The organism is Pseudoxanthomonas sp. F11, assembly GCF_037046485.1.
Taxonomy (GTDB): domain Bacteria; phylum Pseudomonadota; class Gammaproteobacteria; order Xanthomonadales; family Xanthomonadaceae; genus Pseudoxanthomonas_A.
In genome coordinates this window covers 178,230-199,769 of record NZ_JBANLZ010000004.1, presented here as the reverse complement: position 1 = coordinate 199,769, position 21,540 = coordinate 178,230, and the positions used below count along the sequence as shown (strand labels likewise).

The 21,540-nt window shown below is 67.2% G+C and carries 16 protein-coding genes and 1 tRNA gene; 2 read left to right on the top strand and 15 right to left on the bottom strand.

Translation table 11 applies throughout. From position 1 onward, the window contains the following. Nucleotide 1: 1 nt before the first annotated feature. Together V8246_RS13725 and V8246_RS13720 are read left to right on the top strand one after the other, a co-directional pair. Nucleotides 2–1,477, top strand: coding sequence for a DUF1501 domain-containing protein (locus V8246_RS13725; RefSeq protein WP_336189698.1), 1,476 nt, complete (start codon nucleotides 2–4; stop codon nucleotides 1,475–1,477). A gap of 102 nt (nucleotides 1,478–1,579) precedes the next feature. Beyond that, nucleotides 1,580–2,608, top strand: a complete 1,029-nt coding sequence (locus tag V8246_RS13720) for a hypothetical protein (RefSeq protein ID WP_336189697.1) — start codon at nucleotides 1,580–1,582, stop codon at nucleotides 2,606–2,608. 6 nt (nucleotides 2,609–2,614) lie between these two features. Here V8246_RS13720 and V8246_RS13715 read toward each other — a convergent pair whose 3' ends face one another. The 15 genes from V8246_RS13715 to V8246_RS13645 form a co-directional block, all read right to left on the bottom strand. Further along, nucleotides 2,615–3,757, bottom strand: coding sequence for an NAD-dependent epimerase/dehydratase family protein (locus V8246_RS13715; RefSeq protein WP_336189696.1), 1,143 nt, complete (start codon nucleotides 3,755–3,757; stop codon nucleotides 2,615–2,617). A 229-nt stretch (nucleotides 3,758–3,986) separates the two neighbouring features. Further along, complete coding sequence (locus tag V8246_RS13710; protein ID WP_336189695.1) at nucleotides 3,987–5,252, bottom strand: MFS transporter; 1,266 nt, start codon at nucleotides 5,250–5,252, stop codon at nucleotides 3,987–3,989. A 403-nt stretch (nucleotides 5,253–5,655) separates the two neighbouring features. Beyond that, nucleotides 5,656–7,764, bottom strand: a complete 2,109-nt coding sequence (pnp, locus tag V8246_RS13705; RefSeq protein WP_336189694.1) for a polyribonucleotide nucleotidyltransferase — start codon at nucleotides 7,762–7,764, stop codon at nucleotides 5,656–5,658. 183 nt (nucleotides 7,765–7,947) lie between these two features. Next, on the bottom strand, nucleotides 7,948–8,208 hold the full coding sequence (gene rpsO, locus V8246_RS13700) for a 30S ribosomal protein S15 (RefSeq protein ID WP_162108519.1): 261 nt from the start codon (nucleotides 8,206–8,208) through the stop codon (nucleotides 7,948–7,950). Nucleotides 8,209–8,361: 153 nt separating this feature from the next. Then, nucleotides 8,362–9,312 carry a tRNA pseudouridine(55) synthase TruB gene (truB, locus tag V8246_RS13695; RefSeq protein WP_336189693.1) on the bottom strand — a complete coding sequence of 317 codons (951 nt, stop codon included), beginning with the start codon at nucleotides 9,310–9,312 and terminating at the stop codon, nucleotides 8,362–8,364. A gap of 201 nt (nucleotides 9,313–9,513) precedes the next feature. Beyond that, entirely contained in the window at nucleotides 9,514–9,891 is a 378-nt protein-coding gene (gene rbfA, locus V8246_RS13690) for a 30S ribosome-binding factor RbfA (protein ID WP_336189692.1), read from the bottom strand. 119 nt (nucleotides 9,892–10,010) lie between these two features. Further along, complete coding sequence (infB, locus tag V8246_RS13685) at nucleotides 10,011–12,656, bottom strand: translation initiation factor IF-2 (protein ID WP_336189691.1); 2,646 nt, start codon at nucleotides 12,654–12,656, stop codon at nucleotides 10,011–10,013. Between the two features lie 142 nt (nucleotides 12,657–12,798). Next, complete coding sequence (gene nusA, locus V8246_RS13680; RefSeq protein WP_336189690.1) at nucleotides 12,799–14,310, bottom strand: transcription termination factor NusA; 1,512 nt, start codon at nucleotides 14,308–14,310, stop codon at nucleotides 12,799–12,801. A gap of 3 nt (nucleotides 14,311–14,313) precedes the next feature. After that, entirely contained in the window at nucleotides 14,314–14,931 is a 618-nt protein-coding gene (gene rimP / locus V8246_RS13675) for a ribosome maturation factor RimP (protein WP_336189689.1), read from the bottom strand. A 170-nt stretch (nucleotides 14,932–15,101) separates the two neighbouring features. After that, a tRNA-Met gene (locus tag V8246_RS13670) sits at nucleotides 15,102–15,178 on the bottom strand. A gap of 123 nt (nucleotides 15,179–15,301) precedes the next feature. Then, nucleotides 15,302–16,765 carry an NADH-quinone oxidoreductase subunit NuoN gene (nuoN, locus tag V8246_RS13665; RefSeq protein WP_336189688.1) on the bottom strand — a complete coding sequence of 488 codons (1,464 nt, stop codon included), beginning with the start codon at nucleotides 16,763–16,765 and terminating at the stop codon, nucleotides 15,302–15,304. A 9-nt stretch (nucleotides 16,766–16,774) separates the two neighbouring features. After that, nucleotides 16,775–18,286 carry an NADH-quinone oxidoreductase subunit M gene (locus tag V8246_RS13660; RefSeq protein ID WP_336189687.1) on the bottom strand — a complete coding sequence of 504 codons (1,512 nt, stop codon included), beginning with the start codon at nucleotides 18,284–18,286 and terminating at the stop codon, nucleotides 16,775–16,777. Nucleotides 18,287–18,347: 61 nt separating this feature from the next. Then, on the bottom strand, nucleotides 18,348–20,558 hold the full coding sequence (gene nuoL, locus V8246_RS13655; protein ID WP_336189686.1) for an NADH-quinone oxidoreductase subunit L: 2,211 nt from the start codon (nucleotides 20,556–20,558) through the stop codon (nucleotides 18,348–18,350). A gap of 16 nt (nucleotides 20,559–20,574) precedes the next feature. Beyond that, nucleotides 20,575–20,880 (bottom strand): NADH-quinone oxidoreductase subunit NuoK, encoded by a 306-nt coding sequence (nuoK, locus tag V8246_RS13650; protein WP_056881218.1) that lies wholly within the window; start codon nucleotides 20,878–20,880, stop codon nucleotides 20,575–20,577. Beyond that, nucleotides 20,877–21,530 (bottom strand): NADH-quinone oxidoreductase subunit J, encoded by a 654-nt coding sequence (locus V8246_RS13645; protein WP_336189685.1) that lies wholly within the window; start codon nucleotides 21,528–21,530, stop codon nucleotides 20,877–20,879. Before V8246_RS13645 ends, nuoK begins: the two co-directional genes overlap by 4 nt. Nucleotides 21,531–21,540: the final 10 nt, after the last annotated feature.

Here is a 21,540-nt window from a genome sequence, read left to right as displayed (position 1 = left end):
CATGCGCGATCTACGACTGACCCGACGCGAATTCGTCAAAGGCTGCGGCAGCGCCGCCATCGTCGGCGCTGCCGGCGGCACACTGATGTTCGCCGACCCTGTCGATGCGGCAGTGAACAGCTACGACACGGTCGTGCACCTGTTCCTGCGCGGTGGCCTGGATGGACTGAACCTGGTGGTGCCCACCGGCGGCGCGGACCGTGGCTTCTACGAGGAGGCGCGACCCAGCCTGCAGATCGCCACCAGCGGTGCCTACGGGGCACTGCCGCTGCTGTTGGCGAACGGTGCGGACACGGGCTTCGGACTGCATCCCTCTGCCGGTGGCCTGCGCGACCTGTGGAACGACGGCAAGCTGGCCATCGTGCACGCCTGCGGCATGGCCACTACGGTGACGCGCAGTCACTTCGACGCGCAGCTGTACATCGATCTGGGCACGCCAGGGAAGTATGGCTCGCCCACGGGTTGGATGACGCGCGCGTGGGAAACGCGCCCGGGCGGCACCGCCACCCTGCCCGCACTCGGCGTGAGCGGCACGCAACCGGCCGGCCTGATGGGCGCCGTGGACGCGCTGACGCTGAGCAGCCCGTCGGACTTCTCGCTCAACACCACAGGGTGGAACTGGCAGCGCACGCGATCGGATCCTGGCCTGCGCGGCGTGGCCGAGACGGTGGCCTCGCTGTGGAATGGCCAGACCGGCATGGAAATCACGGGCCGCCGCGCCGATGGCGCGCTGCGCCTGATCGGCCAGCAGGGCTACGCCGGCCTGCCGGCCAGTTGGCCGACCGGCACCTTCGCCCAGCAGCTGTGGACCATCGCGCAGACCATCCGCTTCGACCTGGGCCTGCGCTATGCCACGCTCGACCTGGGCGGCTGGGACACGCATGAGGGCCAGGGCACCGCGGGCAGCGGCTACCACTACTACCAGAACAAGATCAACGAGCTTTCCGCCGCGCTGGCCGCGTTCTATGCCGAACTCGCCGGCACCGGCGAGATGGCGCGGGTGACGGTGGTGGTGCAGTCCGAGTTCGGCCGCCGCGTCCGCGCCAACGCCAATGGCGGCACCGACCACGGGTATGGCAATCCCTTGCTTGTGCTGGGCGGCGCAGTCAACGGGCGCCGCTTCTACGGCAGCTGGCCGGGCCTGAATCCGGAAACGCTCTCGCCCACCTTCGGCGACGTGCCCGTGACCACCGACTATCGCCGGGTGATGTCGGAAATCCTGATTCGCCGCATGGGCAACGCCAACCTCAGCCAGGTCTTCCCCGGCTACACCGGCTATGCGCCGCTGGGCATCGTGCAGGGCACCGACCTGGCGCCGAAGCTGGAGGGGGCCCCCATCGCGGCGTCGATCCCCTCGTTGGTGGCACCCGGTACCGGCACCGCAGCCGCCGCCGACAACGCAGCCACCGAACGCGTCGTGCCCGACTGGCAACGCCGCGGCCCGGTGGACCGCATGCTGGTGCGACGGGAGCGCTGAGGCACGCCTTGAAGATCCGCGAAGACTTGTGATGAGCTATCGGCATCACGGAAGTCTGGGAATCAGGGAATGGAAGGACATCGACGCTCTCGGACATGGTGGTTGGCTGCGTTGCTTGTGCTGTCTGGCGTCGCGATCCTCGGCTGGTGGGGTGGTCGTACCAGCCTTTCCCTGCCCGACGAGACGACCGATGCAGGACCGGATGGCAAAGCGTCCACCCCATCCAGCCAGGCGCCCACGCCGCTCTCACCGGACCGTGGCTCGGCGCGTCAGCGCGCACTCTCCACACCGCTGCCGGACCTGGCGACGCCCCTGCGCGATAGCTGGCAGGGCCTGCAGCAGCGCGCTGACGCAGGCGACGCGGGCGCGGCCTGCCGACTGACAGCCGAACTGGAGTTCTGCGATGGCATCCGCCAAGGTCTGGATGCGGCGTCTGCGATGCTGGCCGACCGGGATGTCATGACGGCCCCTTCCGGCGACTCGGCCGAGGCCGTCGCCCTTGTCAACGAACGACGGCGTGCGCTCACCGCCGGCAGCGAACGCTTGCTGGAGCAGAGTCGACAATGCGAGGGTGTGCCTGTGTTTTCTCCGCAGGATCGCGTGCGCTACTGGCGCAACGCCGCGCTGGGAGGCAACGTCGCGGCCATGCGGCACTACGCGGTCGGCAACGCATTCCGCATGAACGACACCCTGGACAACCTGGACGCCTTGCGCGCGTATCGCGGCGAAGCTGAAACGCTCGCGCAACGCGCGGTGGACGCGGGCGATCTGGTCACCGCCATGGCACTGGCTTCGGCCTATTCACCCCTGCGGCGCGGGAACCGCCGCTATCTGCTCGCCCAATCCGTGCAGCCGGATGCCGTTCGTGCGCTCGCGCTGTACCTGCACGTGCAACAGCGGATCCAAGCCGACAAGGCGGCACCGGAACCGGTGCGGAGGCGGCTGGCCAGCATCATCCAGACACTGCAAGCGGAGCTGCCGCCAGCTGCGCTCAGCCAAGCCCGCGCAGAGGCAGCCCGTTACCCCGCGGTCGCCCATTCTTCGACGCGCGAGCACGGCATGCTGCTTCGCGTCGCCAATAGTGGCGCCACTCCCGGCATCACTCGGGAGGAGTGCGCCCCCACGCGCTGAAGGCGCTCAGCCCTTCCGTGCGTGCCACGCCTTCAGCAGCTCGGCTTCCTTCTCGCGGGTAATGCCGGCACCCAGCTTGGCCTGGCGTTCGGCGGGCAGGCTGCGGAACCACGCCAGCAGGTCCTGCACGGTGGTCGCCAGCGGGCGGAAGGTCAGTCCGGCCGCGATCGCGCGTTCGTTGCTGACTGCGCCGTAGCCGGCATACGGGTTGTCCTTGGACGGCACCCAGATCGGCAGGCCGACCTGTTGCTCGTCCAGGAACGCCGGCGACACGTGCGTCAGCGTCATGCCGCCGCCGGTGACCGCCTGGCAGCCGTACAGCATGGCATCCATCGACAGGGGGTAATCCGGGCCACAGGCGTTGAAGGTGCCGGTGGTGCCGGCCTCGGCCAGGCGGATCATCCATTCGCCCAGGTCGCGGCCATCGATGATCTGGATGGGATCGTGGCCATCGCCCGGCACCAGGATCTCGCCGCCCTGCGCCACCCGGTGCGGCCAGTAGGTGAAGCGGTCGGTCTCGTCGCGCGGGCCGACGATGTAGCCCGGGCGCACGATGGTGACGTTCTTGCCGAACTGCTTGTGCGCTTCGGCTTCGCTCAGTGCCTTCAGCGGACCGTAGAGGTTCTCGATGTCGGCACGCAGGGTCTGCTGCGTTTCGGCCATCGCATCCTTGCCTTTGTACTGCGCCAGGGGCGAGTTCTCGTTGATGCCCGGCTTGCTGCCGTCGGCATACACCGAGATGGTGGAGATGAAGAGGTAATGGCCCACATTGCCCTTCAGCACCTGGCCGGCATCGCGCACCCAGAACGGCAGGCTGGTGGGGTTGTCGATGCAGACGTCCCACTTGCGGCCTTTCAGCGCGGCCAGATCGCCGGTGTTGCGGTCGCCGTGCAGTTGCTCGACCGCGGCCGGCCACTCCGGCGACGGGCGCTTGCCACGGTTGAACAGGGTGACCTTGTGCCCGCGCTTGAGCGCGTACTCGACCTGGAACGGGCCGGTGAAGCCGGTGCCGCCGAGGATAAGGATATTCAGCGGCCTGGCCGCCTTGCCCACGGGCTTGGCTTCGCCAGCAGCGGTGGCGAACGACGGCAGCGCGGCCGCAGCGGCGGCCAGTGCGCCCAGCTTGAACAGGTCACGACGGGTGGTCATGCGGATGCTCCCCAGCGGTGTCAGGAAACCGACTAGATAGCACCGCCCCGACCGGCAAGCCCCTGCCGGAAGTCGTTATGACTTCTTGTGAACCAGCGATGTGGAGCCGCGGGGGGCGAGCCAGCTCTGCAGACCGCAGCGCGTAGGATGGGTGGAGCGCAGCGATACCCATCAAGGATCACTTTGAGGCCACGATGATGGGTATCGCCTTCGGCTTAACCCATCCTACCTACGCATGCCAGGTGTCTTCCAGATACCGCGGCCGGCACGCCAGGTAGCCACCGACCAGCAGCACACCGACGCATGCCGCCAGGAACGCCATCGGCAGGGTCCAGCCATGCGTGTGTTCGTGCAGCAGACCGAACGCCAGCGGCCCTGCGCAGGACAGCGTGTAGCCCACGCCTTGCATGAAACCCGACAGCGCGGCGGAACCTTCCGGCGTGCGCGTGCGCAGGTTGATCAGGGTCAGCGCCAAGGGGAACGTGCTGGGTCCCATGCCCAGCAAGGCCACCCACAGCGCGGGCGCCGCCATCGGCGCCAGCAGCAGGCCCGCGAACGCGATGGCGTAGAAGCCGGCGCAGACGACCACCACGATGAAGGGATTGCGCATGCGCACGGCGATCAGCGGCATCGTGAGCGAAGCCACCAGCCCCAGCGTGGAGAACAGCGCCACCATCGTGCCGCCCAGAGCGGGCGTACCGCCGGCTTCGACCAGCAGCTTCGGCAACCAGGTGAACATCGAGTACGTCACCAGCGAGGTCATGCCGAACATCAGCGCCATGCCCCAGGCCACCGGGGAGCGCCACGCACGGCCGGTGGGACGAACCGCGGCCAGTTCGGGCGCTTCGTCGTCGACGGTGACGGCGGCATCGTGCACGCGCGCCAAAGGCGAGGCCTTGCTGCGTTCCTGCCACAGCACCAGGCACCACGGCACTGCCGATGCCGCGGCGAACACGGCCCACAGCCCCAGCGAGATCCGCCAGCCCGCGGCTTCCATCACCGGCACCGCGACCAGCGCCGGCAGGATGGTGCCCGCCTGCAGCACGGTGATGTACAGCGTACTGACCGTGCCCACGCGGTCGGCGAAGTAGCGCTTCACCAGCGGCGGCAGCACGATGTTGCCGATACCCATGCCCGCCAGCGCGGTGAGCGAGGCCGCCACCAGCGCCGTCGTGTCGCCCGCCGCACTGCGCAGCAGCAGGCCCAGCATGGCCAGCAACATCGCCAGCAGCGCGGTCCGTTCCAGGCCCATGCGGTGCGCCAACGCCGGCGTCACCACCCCGAACAGCGCGAACGCCGCGGTCGGCAGCATGCCGAACACGCCCGTCATGGTCGCGCCGAAACCGAATGTATCGCCCAGCGTATCGAGCAGCGGTGTGAGCGAGGTCACCGCCGTGCGCAGGTTGAATGCGGACAGCACAATGCCGAGCAGCACCAGCCCGCGGCCGGACCAGAGAGAGACTGGCGCAGCCGCATGTGTATTCGACGAATTCATGGACGCCATTATCGTCGACGGCACGTCGGCATTCTTCGCATGCACGAAGACGCTGTGTCCTGCGTGATCGTCGATGGCGTGAATCCTTCTCCCCGCCTGCGGGGAGAAGGTGGCCCAACGCCGGATGAGGGGCGACGAAGCCAAGGCACTCAACGGCACGGCAGCCGAACCGGCTGAGGGGAGACCATCACGCGATGCATCACGCGCGATGAAACATCACGGCTCCGGCATTGCCCCTCACCCGCCCCCGTATCAGGTACGCGGCAGGCTTCTGGCACCCTCTCCCCGCACGCGGGGAGAGGGGAAGAATCAGCAACATCGCTCACTGGAAGTGATTGGCCCCATCCAAAGAAAAAGCGGGCCGAAGCCCGCCTTTCCGTATCGCATCGCGATGTCGTGCGGCTTACTCGGCCGACACGCCCTCGCCTTCTTCCACGGCCTTGATCGACAGGCGGATGCGGCCCTGCTTGTCGACTTCCAGCACCTTGACCTTGACCACGTCGCCTTCCTTCAGCGCGTCGCTGACCTTCTCGACGCGGTCGTTGGAGATCTGCGACACGTGCACCAGGCCGTCCTTGCCCGGCAGGATGGTGACGAACGCACCGAAGTCCATGATCTTGGCGACCTTGCCTTCATAGATGCGGCCCGGCTCCACGTCGGACGTGATCTGCTCGATGCGGGCCTTGGCGGCCTGGCCGGCGGCGCCGTTGACCGAGGCGATGGTGATGGTGCCGTCGTCCTGGATGTCGATCTGCGTGCCGGTTTCCTTGGTGATGGCCTGGATCACCGAACCGCCCTTGCCGATCACTTCGCGGATCTTGTCGGGGTGGATCTTCATGGTGATCAGGCGCGGCGCGAACTCGGACAGCTCGGCGCGCGGCGTGGTGAGCGCCTTCGACATCTCGCCCAGGATATGCAGGCGGCCCTGCTTGGCCTGCGCCAGCGCGGCCCGCATGATCTCCTCGGTGATGCCGTCGATCTTGATGTCCATCTGCAGGGCGGAGATGCCCTCGGCGGAACCGGCCACCTTGAAGTCCATGTCGCCCAGGTGATCTTCGTCACCCAGGATGTCGCTCAGCACGACGTAACGGTCGCCTTCCTTCACCAGGCCCATCGCGATGCCCGCGACCGGCGCCTTGACCGGCACGCCGGCATCCATCAGCGCCAGCGAGCTGCCGCAGACCGAAGCCATCGAGGAGGAACCGTTGGACTCGGTGATTTCCGAGACCACGCGGATGGTGTACGGGAATTCTTCCATCGACGGCATCACCGCCAGCACGCCGCGCTTGGCCAGGCGGCCGTGGCCGATCTCGCGGCGCTTGGGCGCGCCGAAACGGCCGCACTCGCCCACCGAGAACGGAGGGAAGTTGTAATGGAACAGGAAGTGTTCCTTGTACTCGCCGCTGACGGCGTCGATGATCTGGCCGTCGCGCGCGGTGCCCAGCGTGGTGACCACGATGGCCTGCGTCTCGCCGCGGGTGAACAGCGCCGAGCCGTGGGTACGCGGCAGCACGCCGGCCTTCACGGCGATCGGGCGCACGGTGTCCAGCGCGCGGCCGTCGATGCGGACCTTGGTGTCCAGCACGGAATCGCGCATCGTGCGGTATTCCAGTTCGCCGAACTCCTTCGACAGTTCGGCCTTGTCCCAGCCTTCGGATTCCATGCGGCCGGCCAGCTGCTCGGTCACGTCCTTCTTGATGGCGGCGATGGCGTCGCGGCGCTGCAGCTTGTCGTGGATCTTGAAGGCTTCCACCAGCTGGCCACCGACGGCTTCCTTCAGCGCGGCGATCAGGGCGGTGTTCTTGGCCGGGGCGACCCAGTCGGACGGCTTGGTGCCGGCTTCGACGGTCAGCTCGTTGATGGCGTTGATGACCTTCTGCATCTCGCGGTGACCGAAGGTCACGGCGCCCAGCATCACGTCTTCCGACAGCAGCGCGGCTTCGGATTCGACCATCAGCACGGCGCCGCTGGTGCCGGCGACCACGAGCTCAAGCTGCGATTCCTTCAGCTCGGTGGCGGTCGGGTTGAGGATGTACTGGCCGTCCTTGTAGCCGACCTTGGCGGCGCCGATCGGCCCCTGGAACGGGGTGCCGGCCAACGACAGCGCAGCGGACGCGCCGATCAGGGCCGGGATGTCGCCGTCCACTTCCGGGTTCAGCGAGATCACCTGGGCGATGATCTGCACTTCGTTCTTGTAGTCCTCGGGGAACAGCGGGCGGATCGGCCGGTCGATCAGGCGCGAGATCAGCGTTTCCTTCTCGGTCGGACGGCCTTCGCGCTTGAAGAAGCCGCCGGGGATGCGGCCGCCGGCATAGAACTTCTCGACGTAATCGACGGTCAGCGGGAAGAAGTCCTGCCCTTCGCGCGCGCTCTTGGCGGCGACGGCGGTGACCAGCAGTACGGTGTCGTCGACGTTGACGATGACGGCGCCGCTGGCCTGGCGTGCGATTTCGCCGGTCTCCAGGGTGACGGTGTGCTTGCCGTACTGGAAGGTTTTGGTGATCTTTGCCACGTGGTTTCCTTGGGGATGCCTTGTTCGGGTTGGACCGGGCGCGACCCTTGCCGCGCGCGGGTGGCCGGGGATGCCGGCCGGTGCTTCAGCGTGTGCGGGCCCTGCGCGGTCCGCGGGTACAGCGCATTCCGTTCCCTGAAATGCAAACCGCGGCGCATCTCTGCGCCGCGGCGGGGTCTTGCATCAGCGGCGCAGACCGAGCTTTTCGATCAGGGCCTTGTAGCGCTCGTTGTCTTTGCGCTTCAGATAGTCCAGCAGGCTGCGGCGGCGGTTGACCAGCTGCAGCAGGCCACGACGGCTGTGGTGGTCCTTCTTGTGGGTCTTGAAGTGGCCGCTCAGGTGCTCGATGCGGGCGGTCAGCAGAGCGACCTGGACTTCCGGGGAGCCGGTGTCGTTGGCGCCGCGGGCGTTGTCGGCAATCACTTTCTGGGTATCGACGGACATGGTGTTCTCTCGTTGGATGCGTGACCTGCAGGAACGCGGGCTGTCCTCCGCGCGCACCGCCTGGTTCGCCGTTGATGAAGCTGGGGAATGGTGCAGAGGCCGGCACGAAACCGGCGGCGTAGTGTAGCCGCCAGCCCCTTTTGAAACAAGGTTTTATTGGCCGCCGGCCGCCGGGATGGCCGCCTGCGCGGTCCAGGTGAACAGGCGCTGCGGCGCCAGCACGCCCGTCGGGTCGACCGTCGCCAGCCCCAGCACGCGGCCATCCGGGCCATGCACGGCCACGGGTCCGTCGCTGGGCGGCTGCCCGCGCAGACGCTGACCCTGGCCGAGCCGGCGGGCATCTTCGGCATCCACGTCCACCCGGGGGAACCCCGCCAGGCCCGCCTCGATGGGCAGCAGGCAGGCGTCCAGGGCCGCCTCCCCGCCTTCCTCGGCCAAAGCCTGCAGAGCGTCCAGGGTGTACATCCGCGGCTCCCTGAACGGGTCCACCCAGCGCCGGCGCAGCACCCCGACATGGGCACCGCAGCCCAGGGCTTCGCCCAGGTCACGGACCAGGCTGCGCACGTAGGTGCCGGAGCCGCACTCCACACGCAGCGCGATGCGACCGGACGCGATGTCGAGGAGGTCGATCGCGTGGACCTCGACCTCGCGCTCGGGCGCTTCGATGGCTTCGCCCCGGCGCGCCTTGGCGTACAGCGGCTCGCCCCCCTGCTTGAGGGCCGAATAGATGGGCGCACGCTGGCGGATGCGGCCCAGCAGCGGCGCCAGCGCTGCCTGCACGGTCGCCCTGTCCAGCGGCGGCACGGGACGCTCCCGCAGCGGCATGCCGTCGGCATCGTCTGTATCGGTGGTGGTCCCTAGCACGGCGACGGTGTCGTAGGCCTTGCGCGAACCCAACAACAGGCCGGCGATCTTGGTCGCTTCACCGAAGCACAGCGGCAGCAGGCCGGTGGCGAGCGGATCGAGGCTGCCGGTATGGCCGCCCTTCTCCGCACGGAACAGCCGCCGGGCCGCCTGCAGGGCGGCGTTCGAGCTCATGCCCTGCGGCTTGTCCAGCAGCAGGATGCCGTCAAGGGAGCGGAACGTGGGCTTGGGCGACGCCATCGGGAGGAACGCATTCCTTACTGTAGGAGCGGGCCATGCCCGCGATGCTCTTCGCATGCATGGGGAGAACAGGAGCATCGCGCGCTTGGCGCGCCCCCTACAACCACCACTCGCGGGCCGGGCACTACGCCGGCGCGTGGACCGTCCGGCGTAACGGAACGTCGGCGGGCTCGACCGCGCGCAGGCCAGGCGCCGCCCCGCTTACGGATCCCGCGGTTCGTCGTCGGCCGGCGGTGGCGGCAGGTCGCGCAACAGGTTCTCAATGCGCTCGCCGCGGTCGACGGAGTCGTCGTAGTGGAAGTGCAGCTCCGGCACGTGCCGCATCTTCACGCGGCGCGCCAGCTCCATGCGCAGGCCCCAGGCCAGTTCCTTCAGGCCCTTGACCGCTTCCACCGAACGTTCGGGCATGAGCGCGGTGACGAACACCTTGGCATGCGCCATGTCGCGGGTGACTTCCACGTCGGACACGCTGACCGACGGCAGGCCGTGCTCGCGCACGGCCTCGTGCACCAGCGTGCCCAGCTCGCGGCGGAGCTGGGCGGACACGCGATCGGTGCGGTGGAACGATTTCGTAGGCATGGGGTGGGAAATGAGCGAAGAGGAGTGAGAAGTGAGGGAAGGCAACGGTGTTGGCAGTGAGTGGAGCATCGTCGGATAGCTTTCGCTCACTCCTCACGCCTCTCCACTCACTCCTCGCCTCACAGCGTGCGCTGCACTTCGATGCGCTCGAAGCACTCGATCTGGTCGCCCGGCTGGACGTCGTTGTAGGCCTTCACGCCGATGCCGCACTCGGTGCCGTTGCGCACTTCGTCGACGTTCTCCTTGAAACGGCGCAGCGACTCCAGTTCGCCCTCGAACACCACCGTGCTGGCGCGCAGCACGCGGATCGGCTTGTTCCGCTTGACCACGCCCTCCACCACCATGCAGCCTGCGACCGCGCCGAACTTGGAGCTGCGGAACACGTCGCGCACCTCGGCGATGCCGATGATCTCCTCGCGGATCTCAACGCCCAGCAGGCCGGAGGCCACCTGCTTCACCTGGTCGATCACGTCGTAGATGATCGAGAAGTAGCGCAGGTCCACGCCGTTGGCTTCGATGATGCGACGCGCGGAGGCGTCGGCACGCACGTTGAAGCCGATGACGGTGGCCTTGGAGGTGACCGCCGAGTTGGCGTCGGACTCGGTGATGCCGCCCACGCCCGAGCTGATGATGTTGATGCGGATCGATTCGTTGGACAGCGCCGTCAGCGAATGACGCAGCGCCTCCACCGAGCCCTGCACGTCGGCCTTGATGATCAGGTTGAGGCTGAGCTGGCCTTCGCCCTTGCCCAGCTGCGCCATGATGTCTTCCATGCGGCTGCCGGCGGACTGCACCAGGCGCGACTCGCGGCGCTTGGCGTCGCGCTGCTGCGCCACGTCCTTGGCCAGGCGCTCGTCCTCGACCACCACGAAGTCGTCACCGGCTTCGGGCACGCCCGACAGGCCGAGCACCTGCACGGGGATGGACGGGCCGGCCGACGGCGGCTGGCCGCCGGTTTCGTCGAACAGCGCACGCACGCGGCCGTACTGGATGCCGCACACCAGGTAATCGCCCTTCTTGAGCGTGCCCTGCTGCACCAGCACCGTGGCGACCGGACCGCGGCCCTTGTCCAGCGAGGATTCGATGACCACGCCGCTGGCGCGGCCTTCTTCCACGGCCCTCAGCTCCAGCAGTTCGGCCTGGATGGAGATGGCGTCCAGCAGGTTGTCCACGCCCTGGCCGGTCTTGGCCGAGATTTCGACCATCTGGGTGTCGCCGCCGAACTCTTCGGCGACCACTTCCTCGCCCAACAGTTCGTTCTTCACGCGCAGCGGGTCGGCATCGGACTTGTCGATCTTGTTGACCGCCACGATCAGCGGCACCTTGGCCGCCTTGGCGTGCTGGATGGCCTCGCGCGTCTGCGGCATGACGCCGTCGTCGGCCGCCACCACCAGCACCACGATGTCGGTCAGCTTGGCGCCGCGGGCGCGCATCGCGGTGAACGCGGCATGGCCCGGGGTATCCAGGAAGCTGATCACGCCCTTCGGCGTTTCCACGTGGTAGGCGCCGATGTGCTGGGTGATGCCGCCGGCTTCGCCGCTGGCGATCTTGGTGCGGCGGATGTAGTCCAGCAGCGAGGTCTTGCCGTGGTCGACGTGGCCCATGATGGTGACCACCGGGGGACGCGCGACCTTCTCGCCCTGTTGCTCCTCGGCATGCGCAAGCAGTTCGCTTTCCACGTCGTTGGCGTCGGCGCGGGTCGCCTTGTGGCCGAGTTCCTCGGTCACCAGGACGGCGGTGTCGTGGTCGATGGTCTGGGTGATGGTGGCCATCACGCCCATCTTGAACAGCGCCTTCACCACGTCGCCGCCCTTCAGTGCGAGCTTCTGGGCCAGGTCGGCCACGGTGATGGTGTCGCCGATGGCCACTTCGCGCACGACCGGCGCGGTCGGGCGCTCGAATCCGTGCGCACCGCCACCGCCACGGCTCTGCTCGTGACGACGCGGGGGCTTGGGCTTGCCACGCGACGCGCCACGGCGCGCGCGATCGGCGGCCGACAGGTGCAACTGGCCGGCGAAGCGGCTGGTGCTGTCGTCGTCCTCGACGCCGGCCACCATCACGTGCGAACCGCGGGTCTTGTGCTTGGCGGCGGCGGCGTTGCGGTCGTCGGCACGCGGCGGCTCCTTGCGCACCACCTGCTTGGGCACGTGGTGGCCCGGCGTGGCGGCGCGGGCCGGCCGGGGCGACTCGTCACCGTCCACGGCGGTGGCGCCAGCCGCCAGGGCGGCGGCCTCGGCCTCGGCCTGCGCACGTGCGGCTTCGGCCTCGGCACGGGCCTTGGCCTCTTCCTGACGGCGGCGCTCCAGCTCCTCGGCGCGCTTGGCGTCTTCCTGGGCCAGGCGCTGCTGTTCCTCGAGGTTGCGCTGGCGGGATTCCTCCAGCTTGCGCAGGATCTCGGCGCGTTCGGGATCGGCTTCGCTCTGCCAGTTCGTAGCGACGGACTCGGCGTCGGTCGGCTTCACGTAGGTGCGCTTCTGGCGCACTTCCACGTTCACCGTGGTCTTGGTGCGGCCGGCGGCGACCGTCACCTCCTGCACCTTGCGTCGGTTCAGGGTGATCTTCTTGGGCGCAGCCTCATCCGTCGCGGCATCGCTCTTGCCGTGCGAGCGCTTGAGGAAGCCGAGCAGCTTCACTTTTTCCATGCTGGTCACGACCTGGTCGGGACCGCTGAAGCTCATGCCGGCCTCGGCCAGTTGCTCCAGGAGTTTCTCGACCGGCGTGTTGACCAGTTCAGCGAGCTTGCGGATGGTGGTTTGCTGCGACATTCGGATCCTAGGTTTCTTGTTGCGCCCCCCTGGCGGTGGAGGGGCAACCCTTTTCGAGAGGGGGGATTCTAAGCCCTGCGGGTGCCAGGGCGGTGTTCATGGATGGCTCATGCGCCGCGTCCCGGGCGGGCCCGGGCGGCGCTCATGCGCCGCGCTCCAGGCGGGCGATCTCCTCGGCGCGAGCGGCCAGGATCAGCGCGGCGGCGCGCGCCTCGTCCAGGCCCTCGATACCGAACTCGACCACTTCGTCGGCGGCCAGGTCGGACAGGTCCTCGCTGGTACGGACGCCATGCGAGGCCAGTGCGAACGCGGTCTCCTCGTCCATGCCTTCCAGCGCCAGCAGGTCCTCCGACGGGTGGTTCTCCTCCAGGCCCTCTTCCTCGGCCAGCGCCTCGTTGAGCAGGGCATCGCGGGCACGCGAACGGAGCTCCTCGACGATGTCCTCGTCGAAGCCTTCCACGGCCAGCAGTTCGCCGACCGGCACGTAGGCGATTTCCTCGACCGTGCTGAAGCCCTCGGCGACCAGGATGGCGGCGATTTCCTCGTCCACTTCCAGCTTGTCCATGAACAGTTGGCGCGCGACGGCCTGTTCGGCCTCGCTCTTGGCCTGCACCTGGTCGGCGGTCATGACGTTGAGCTGCCAGCCGGTCAGGCGGCTGGCCAGGCGGACGTTCTGTCCGCCCTTGCCGATGGCCTGCGCCAGGCGGTCTTCCGCCACGGCCAGGTCCATCGAATGCTTCTCTTCATCGACGATGATCGACTGCACTTCGGCCGGGGCCATCGCGTTGATGACGAAGGTGGCCGGGTTGTCGTTCCACAGCACGATGTCCACGCGCTCGCCGTTGAGCTCGTTGCTCACGGCCTGCACGCGCGAGCCGCGCATGCCGATGCAGGCGCCGATGGGATCGGTGCGGGTGTCGTGGGCGAGCACGGCGATCTTGGCGCGGTCGCCCGGGTCGCGCGCGCAGGCCTTGATCTCGACCAGGCCCTGGCCCACTTCCGGCACTTCCAGCTTGAACAGCTCGATCATGAATTCGGGAGCGGCGCGGCTGATGAACAGCTGCGGGCCGCGCGGTTCGTAGCGAACGTCGTACAGGTAACCGCGCACGCGGTCGCCGGCGCGCAGCACGTCGCGCGGGATGCCCTTGTCCTTCGGGATGAAGGCCTCGGCGTTGCCGCCCAGGTCCACATAAATGTTGCCGCGCTCGGCGCGCTTGACCACGCCGGTGACCAGTTCACCCACACGGTCCTTCCAGGCATCGACCACCTGCGCGCGCTCCGCCTCGCGGACGCGCTGCACGATGACCTGCTTGGCGGCCTGGGCGGCAATGCGGCCGAAGTCCGGGTTCTCGATCTTCTCTTCGATCCAGTCGCCCACTTCCGCGCCTTCGGCTTCGTCCTCGGCGTCCATCAGGCGGATCTGTCGGTCCGGCGACTCCATCACCACGTCGTCGGCCACCACTTCCCAGCGGCGGAACGTCTCGTAACTGCCGTCCTTCGGGTCGATGGTGACGCGCACCTGCACGTCCTGGTCCAGGTACCGCTTCTTGGCGGCGGACGCCAGGGCGGCTTCGATGGCCTCGAAGATGACTTCGCGCGGCACGCCCTTCTCGTTGGCCACCGCATCCACGACCAGCAACAATTCCTTACTCATTGATCACTCCGCGCGCGGCTTGCGGGCCGCCGGTTGGTTGGGTTTCTTCTTGGCTTTGCCGGCCGGCGCACGCTTGCCGCCGCCAGCCTTGGCACCGGCCTTGCGGCCGGCACCGGATCCGGGTTTCTCGGGCGCCAGGCCCAGCGCCGCCCAGTCGGGGACCAGGCGCGCCTTGTCGATATTATCGAACGCCACCGGCAGTTCGGCGCCGTCCACGATGAACACGATACGGTCGCCCTCGATGCGGCCGATGGTGCCCTGCAGGCGGCGGCGGCCGTCCTGCGGCAGCTTCATCACCACCTTCGCCGACTCGCCGACGAAGCGGGCGTAGTGCTCCAGCCGGAACAGCGGCCTGTCCACGCCGGGCGAAGAGACTTCCAGCGTGTAATTGCCGGAAATCGGATCCTCCACGTCGAGCTGCGCGGACACCTCGCGGCTGACCGCCTCGCAGTCCTCGATGTTGACGTGGCGCGTGTCGCGCTCGGCTTCCTGCACGTCGATGTACAGGCGCAGCGTGGCGCCGCCGGGCGCCGGCAGATACTCGATGCCGAGCAGCTCCACGCCCAGGGACTGGACAGTCGGTGCCAGCAGGTTGGCGATGTCGTTGGCCTTCTCGCTCACGGATTCGATGCCGTTGTCGGAAATGGTGCGATACGGGTCGCTAAAACAAACAAGGGGCCCGATGGGCCCCTTGTCCGATACGCTGGATGTCGGTGCAACGACGGGAACATGCGTCGTTGCGTGCCCAGGTTTTTCGTCGGCCGCCTTATGAAGGCGGCCTCGGACAAACATGGTAGCGGGGGCAGGATTTGAACCTGCGACCTTCGGGTTATGAGCCCGACGAGCTGCCAGACTGCTCCACCCCGCAGCAGAAGCGAGATTATGATGAATGCGCCGATCCAATGCAAGCCTTATCGGCTATCGGCGTGGGGCATCGCGTTCATCGCGCGTTGCCAGCCCATGACGGGCCGGCAGCCCCCCGGCGACGGGATCAGCCGGCGAATGCCAGCTTGCACCACGCCATGATCGGGTTCCAGGCGATGCCCAGCGCCAGCAGCGCCAGCGCGTTGACGCCGAACACCAGCGGCACCACGCGATCCTTGCGCGCAGGCGGGATTTCGCCGACAGGCTCGTCGAAGTACATCACCTTGATCACGCGCAGGTAGTAGAACGCGCCGATCACCGCGCACAGTACGCCGACGATAGTCAGCCACAGGAAGCCGCCGTTGACGGCCGCACCCAGCACCACCAGCTTGGCCCAGAAGCCGAGGAACGGCGGTACGCCGGCCAGCGAGGCCATCACGCACAGCACCAGACCGGCCTGCCACGGGTTGCGTGCGTTCAGGCCCTTGAAGTCGTCGATCTTGTCGGCCTCGAAACCTTGACGCGACAGCACGATGATCGCGCCGAACGCCGCCGCCGACATGATGGCGTAGCTGATCGCGTAAAACAGCGCGGCGGAGTAGCCCACCTCGCCGCCGCCGGCGAAGCCCACCAGCAGGAAGCCGACATGCGACACCGTGGAGTACGCCAGCATGCGCTTGAGGTTGGTCTGCGCGATCGCGATGACGTTGCCGATCACCAGCGAGGCGGCGGCCAGCCCGGCCAGCAGCCACTGCCACTGCGCCGCGGCCGGGCCCACACCGTCCTGCAGCAGGCGGAACGCCATGCCGAAGGCGGCCAGCTTCGGTGCCGCACTGATGAACAGCGTCACCGGCGTCGGTGCGCCCTGATACACGTCCGGCAGCCACATGTGGAACGGCGCCGCCCCCAGCTTGAACGCCACGCCCGCCACCATGAACACCACGCCCGTGAGCAGCAGCAGGCGCTGGTCGCCGCCACCACCCAGCGCGGCCCCCGTGGCCTCGAAGATCGCCGGCAGCTGCAGCGAACCAGTCGCGCCGTACACCAGCGACATGCCGTACAGCAGCAGACCGGAGGCCAGCGAGCCCAGCACGATGTACTTCATCGCCGCCTCGGTGGCCAGCCCGTCGTCGCGGTTCAGCGCGACCAGCGCGTAAGAGCACAGTGCCAGCAGTTCCAGGCCCAGGTAGACCATCACCAGGCTGCCGGCCGACACCATCATCATCATGCCCGCAGTGGCGAACATCACCAGCACCGGCGCCTCGCCCGGATACAGGTTGCGCTCGCGCAGGTACGGCCAGCCATAGACCAGCGACAGCGCACTGACTGCGACGATCACCACCTTGCTGACATCGGCCAGGGTGTCGCGCACGAACATGCCGCTGAACACGGCGCCCTGCCCGCCCACGCCCGTGGCCAGCATCCAGACTACGGCGGCCATGATGACCAGTGCCAGCCCATGGGTGATGAAGCGGCGCGCGTTGTCCAGGAACAGGTCGAGCATCAGCAGGGCGAATGCGCCCGCGATCAGGGTCAACTCGGGCAGCAGCGGCTGCAGGTCGGCGGCGGAGATGGGCATCGGCGTCGTCATGGTTCTTCCTTACAGCTTGCTGTTGGCGAGCTGCATCGCCAGTTGCGCGATCGACGGCTCCATCAGGTCCGTCAGCGGCTTGGGATACACGCCCAGCGCCAGCACGCAGGCGGCGAAGCCGCCGAGCACCAGCGCCTCGCGCAGGGACACGTCCTTGAGTTCGGCGACATGCGCATTGGCCACGTCGCCCAGGATGACCCGCTTCACCAGCCACAGCGTGTAGGCCGCACCGATCACCAGCGTGGTGGCGGCAAAGAAAGCGATCAGCGGATGCTGCTGGAAGCTGGCCAGGATCACCATGAACTCGCCGACGAAACCGCTGGTGCCCGGCAGACCGGAATTGGCCATGCCGAACAGGATGAAGAACGCACCGAACCAAGGCATCGTGTTGATGACACCACCGTAGTCCTTGATCATGCGGGTGTGCATGCGGTCGTAGAGCACGCCGACGCAGGTGAACATGGCGCCGGAGATGAAACCGTGGCTGATCATCTGCACCATCGCGCCCTGCAGGCCCAGGCGCGCGCCGTCCAGGTTGCCGTAGTCGCGCACCAGGCTGAAGGCGATGAAGATGCCCAGCGTCACGAAGCCCATGTGCGAGACCGACGAATAAGCGATCAGCTTCTTCATGTCGTCCTGCACCAGCGCCACCAGGCCCACGTACACCACCGCGATCAGCGACAGCACGATGACGAACATGGCCCATTCGTGGCCGGCGTCCGGCACGATCGGCAGGCTGAAGCGCAGCAGGCCGTAACCGCCGATCTTCAGCGCGATCGCCGCCAGGATCACCGAGCCCGCGGTCGGGGCTTCAACGTGCGCATCCGGCAGCCAGGTGTGCACCGGGAACATCGGGATCTTCACCGCGAACGCAATCAGGAAGGCGAAGAACAGCCACGTCTGTTCCTTCGCGGTCAGCGGCATCGCGTACAGGTCGGCCAGCTGGAAACTGCCGCCCTTGATGTACAGGTACACCAAGCCGACCAGCATCAGCACCGAGCCCAGGAACGTGTACAGGAAGAACTTCAGCGACGCATAGATGCGGCGCGGACCGCCCCAGACGCCGATGATCAGGAACATCGGGATCAGCATCGCCTCGAAGAACACGTAGAACAGCACCGCATCGCTGGCCGCGAAGATGCCGTTGGTCAGGCCTTCCAGGATCAGGAACGCGGCCACGTACTGGGCCACGCGCTTGTTCACCGACCCCCATGCGCCGGCCAGCGTCAGCACCGTGATCAGCGTATTGAGCAGCAGCAGCGCGACGGCGATACCGTCGGCGCCCAGGTTGTAGTGGATGTCGAAGCTCGGGATCCAGGCGTGGCTCTCGATGAACTGCAGGCCCGGATTGGCGTAGTCGAAACCGCTCAGCAGCCCCAGGCTGAAGACGAAGGTCAGCACCGCCACGGCGAAGCCCAGCCAGCGGGCCACGCCGGCGCGGGCATTGCCTACGGCGAGCACCAGCGCGCCACCCAGGATGGGCAGCCAGATCAGAACACTAAGCAGGGGCCAGTTCGACACGTTGTGGTATCCGTTGAGTTCTTCGCCAGGACGTCCCGCGGGGTGCGGTCACGTCAGGTCGTTACTGCCAAAACTTGATGACCGCGCCCAGCAGCAGGATCAGGCCGACGATCATCGCGAACGCGTAGTGGTACAGGTAGCCGGACTGGGTCTTGCGCAGCAGCTGCGCACCCAGGTCGACCAGCTTCGCCGTGCCGTTGACCGCGGCGCCGTCGATCACGTGGCTGTCGATCGCGCGCGACACCTTGCCCAGCTTGACGCCGCCGCCCGCGAAGCCGTTGATCCACAGGTGGTCGGCCCAGTACTTCTTGTCCAGGATGTTGGTCAGGAAAGCGCCCACCGTGCTGTGGCGGATCCTGCCCGGGAGTTCGGGTTTGAAGAGGTACAGGAAGGTGGCCAACAGGAAGCCGCCCAGCGCCAGCCAGAACGGCGGCATCTGCATGCCGTGGATCGCGTAGCCGACGGGCCCGTGCCAGAACTCTTCCTTCAACGACATCACGGTGTCGCGCGCGGAGATGGCCGTGGTCGGATCCAGGCGCAGGAAGTCGATCGCGCCCAGGAAGAACGGCGTGGCCTCGTGGTGCCCGGTCCAGTCCGTGCCGAACAACATGGGGCCGATGGTGAAGAAGCCGATGAAGATGGAGGGAATCGCCAGCAGCACCAGCGGCACCGTCACCACCCACGGGGACTCGTGCGGCTCGTGCGCACCGTGGTGCCCATGACCGTGGTCGTCGTGCGCGTCATGCCCGTGGGCATGGTCGTCGTGCGCATCGCGGAAGCGCTCCTTGCCATGGAACGTCAGGTACAGCAGTCGGAAGCTGTAGAAGCTGGTGACGAACACCCCCAGCAGCACCGCCCAATAACCGTAGGTGGCGATCCATTCGCTCGGCCCCTGGTAACCCTGAGCAGCCATCACGCCCATCTCGGCCACCTTGTCGCCCACCTCGTGCGCGACGTGCTGGTGGTGCTTGGCGGCCTCGATGATGGTGTCCTTCGAGTAGAAACCGGAGAAGAACGGCGTTCCGACCAATGCCAGCGTACCGATCAGGCTGGTGATCCAGGTGATGGGCATGTACTTGCGCAGGCCACCCATCTTCCGCATGTCCTGCTCGTGGTGCATGCCGATGATCACCGAGCCGGCCGCCAGGAACAGCAGTGCCTTGAAGAACGCATGCGTCATCAGGTGGAACACGGCGGCCGAGTAGGCCGACACGCCCAGCGCCACCGTCATGTAGCCCAGCTGCGACAGCGTGGAATACGCCACCACGCGCTTGATGTCGTTCTGCACGATGCCGATCAGGCCGGTGAACAGAGCGGTGGTAGCGCCGATGAACAGCACGAAGTCCAAGGCCGTCTGCGACAGCTCGAACAGCGGCGACATGCGCGCCACCATGAAGATTCCGGCCGTCACCATCGTCGCCGCGTGGATCAGCGCCGAGATCGGGGTGGGGCCTTCCATCGAATCCGGCAGCCACACGTGCAACGGTACCTGGGCCGACTTGCCCATCGCGCCGATGAACAGGCAGATGCAGGTCAGGGTGGCCATCGACCAGATCACCGGCTGGTCGAGCACCTGCCAGGTCTGGCCGAACACGGATACCGCCCCGCTCCATACCGGCACGGCCTTGCCGGCCAGCAGCGTGGCGTTGGCGAACACGGTGGCGTAGTCCAGGGTGCCGAACATCAGCAGCACGCAGCCGATGCCCAGCAGGAAACCGAAGTCGCCCACGCGGTTGACCAGGAAGGCCTTCATGTTGGCGAAGATCGCCGTGGGACGCTTGAACCAGAAACCGATCAGCAGGTACGACACCAGGCCGACCGCTTCCCAGCCGAAGAACAGCTGCAGGAAGTTGTTGCTCATCACCAGCATCAGCATGCTGAAGGTGAACAGCGAGATGTAGCTGAAGAAGCGCTGGTAGCCCGGGTCCTCGGCCATATAGCCGATCGTGTACAGATGGACCAGCAGCGACACGAAGGTCACCACGACCATCATCATCGCCGTCAGCTTGTCGATCATGAAGCCGACGTGGCCGGAGTAGTTGCCGACCTCGAAGAACGTGTACAGGTTCTCGTTGAACGGCGAAGCGCCCTGCACCACCAGCTGGTACAGCACCCAGCAGGACAGCGCGCAGCTGACCGCCACGCCCAGGATGGTGGCCGTGTGCGCGCCCGCGCGGCCAACCAGGCGACCGAACAGGCCGGCGATGATCGAGCCCAGCAGCGGCGCCAGCACGATGGCCAGCAGCACGTTCTTGGAGAGGAGGACTTCCATACCGGTCATCGGTGCATCAGCCTTTGAGCGTATCGACTTCGGCCACGTTGATCGTGCGCCGGGTGCGGAACAGGGTGACCAGGATCGCCAGGCCGATGGCGGCCTCGGCCGCGGCCACGGTGAGGATGAAGAACACGAAGATCTGACCGGCGGCGTCGCCCAGTTCGCGCGAGAACGCGACGAAGTTGATGTTGACCGACAGCAGCATCAGTTCGATCGACATCAGCAGGACGATGACGTTCTTCCGGTTCAGGAAGATGCCGGCCAGGCTGATGCAGAACAGCACCGCGCCGAGCGCCAGCAGATGGCCTACGGAAATCATGCTTTGCCCTCCCCTTCCGCCGGCGCACTGGCCGGCACGTCACGCACCGGCTTCTCGGCCGGCATGGACACCATGCGGATGCGGTCGCTCGCCTTCACGCGCGACTGCTCGGCCGGGTTCTGCGCCTTGGTGCCGGTGCGCTTGCGCAGCGTCAGCATCACCGCGGCCACGACGGCCACGGTCAGGATGACGGCGGCGAACTCGAACGGCAGCAGGAACTCGGTGAACAGCGTGCGCGCCAGCCAGGCGGTGTTGGACACCTCCGCGGCCGCCGATGCGGCATTGTCCGGGAACGGCGTGGCCGTGCGCGCCTTGATGCCGATCAGCACCAGCATCTGGCCCAGCATCACCACGGCCACCAGCAGGCCGATCGGCAGGAACTTCACCCAGCCCTCGCGGATCTTCACGATGTCGATGTCCAGCATCATCACCACGAACAGGAACAGCACCATCACCGCGCCCACATAGACGAGGATCAGGGCTACGCCCAGGAATTCGGCGCCCACCAGCAGCCAGGTGCAGGCCACCGAGAAGAACGTCAGGATGAGGCACAGCACGGCATGCACCGGGTTGCGCACGCTGATCACCGCGCCGGCGGCGACGACCGCGACGGTGGCGAATGCGTAGAAACTGATCAGGACCCAATCCATGCTTCGGACC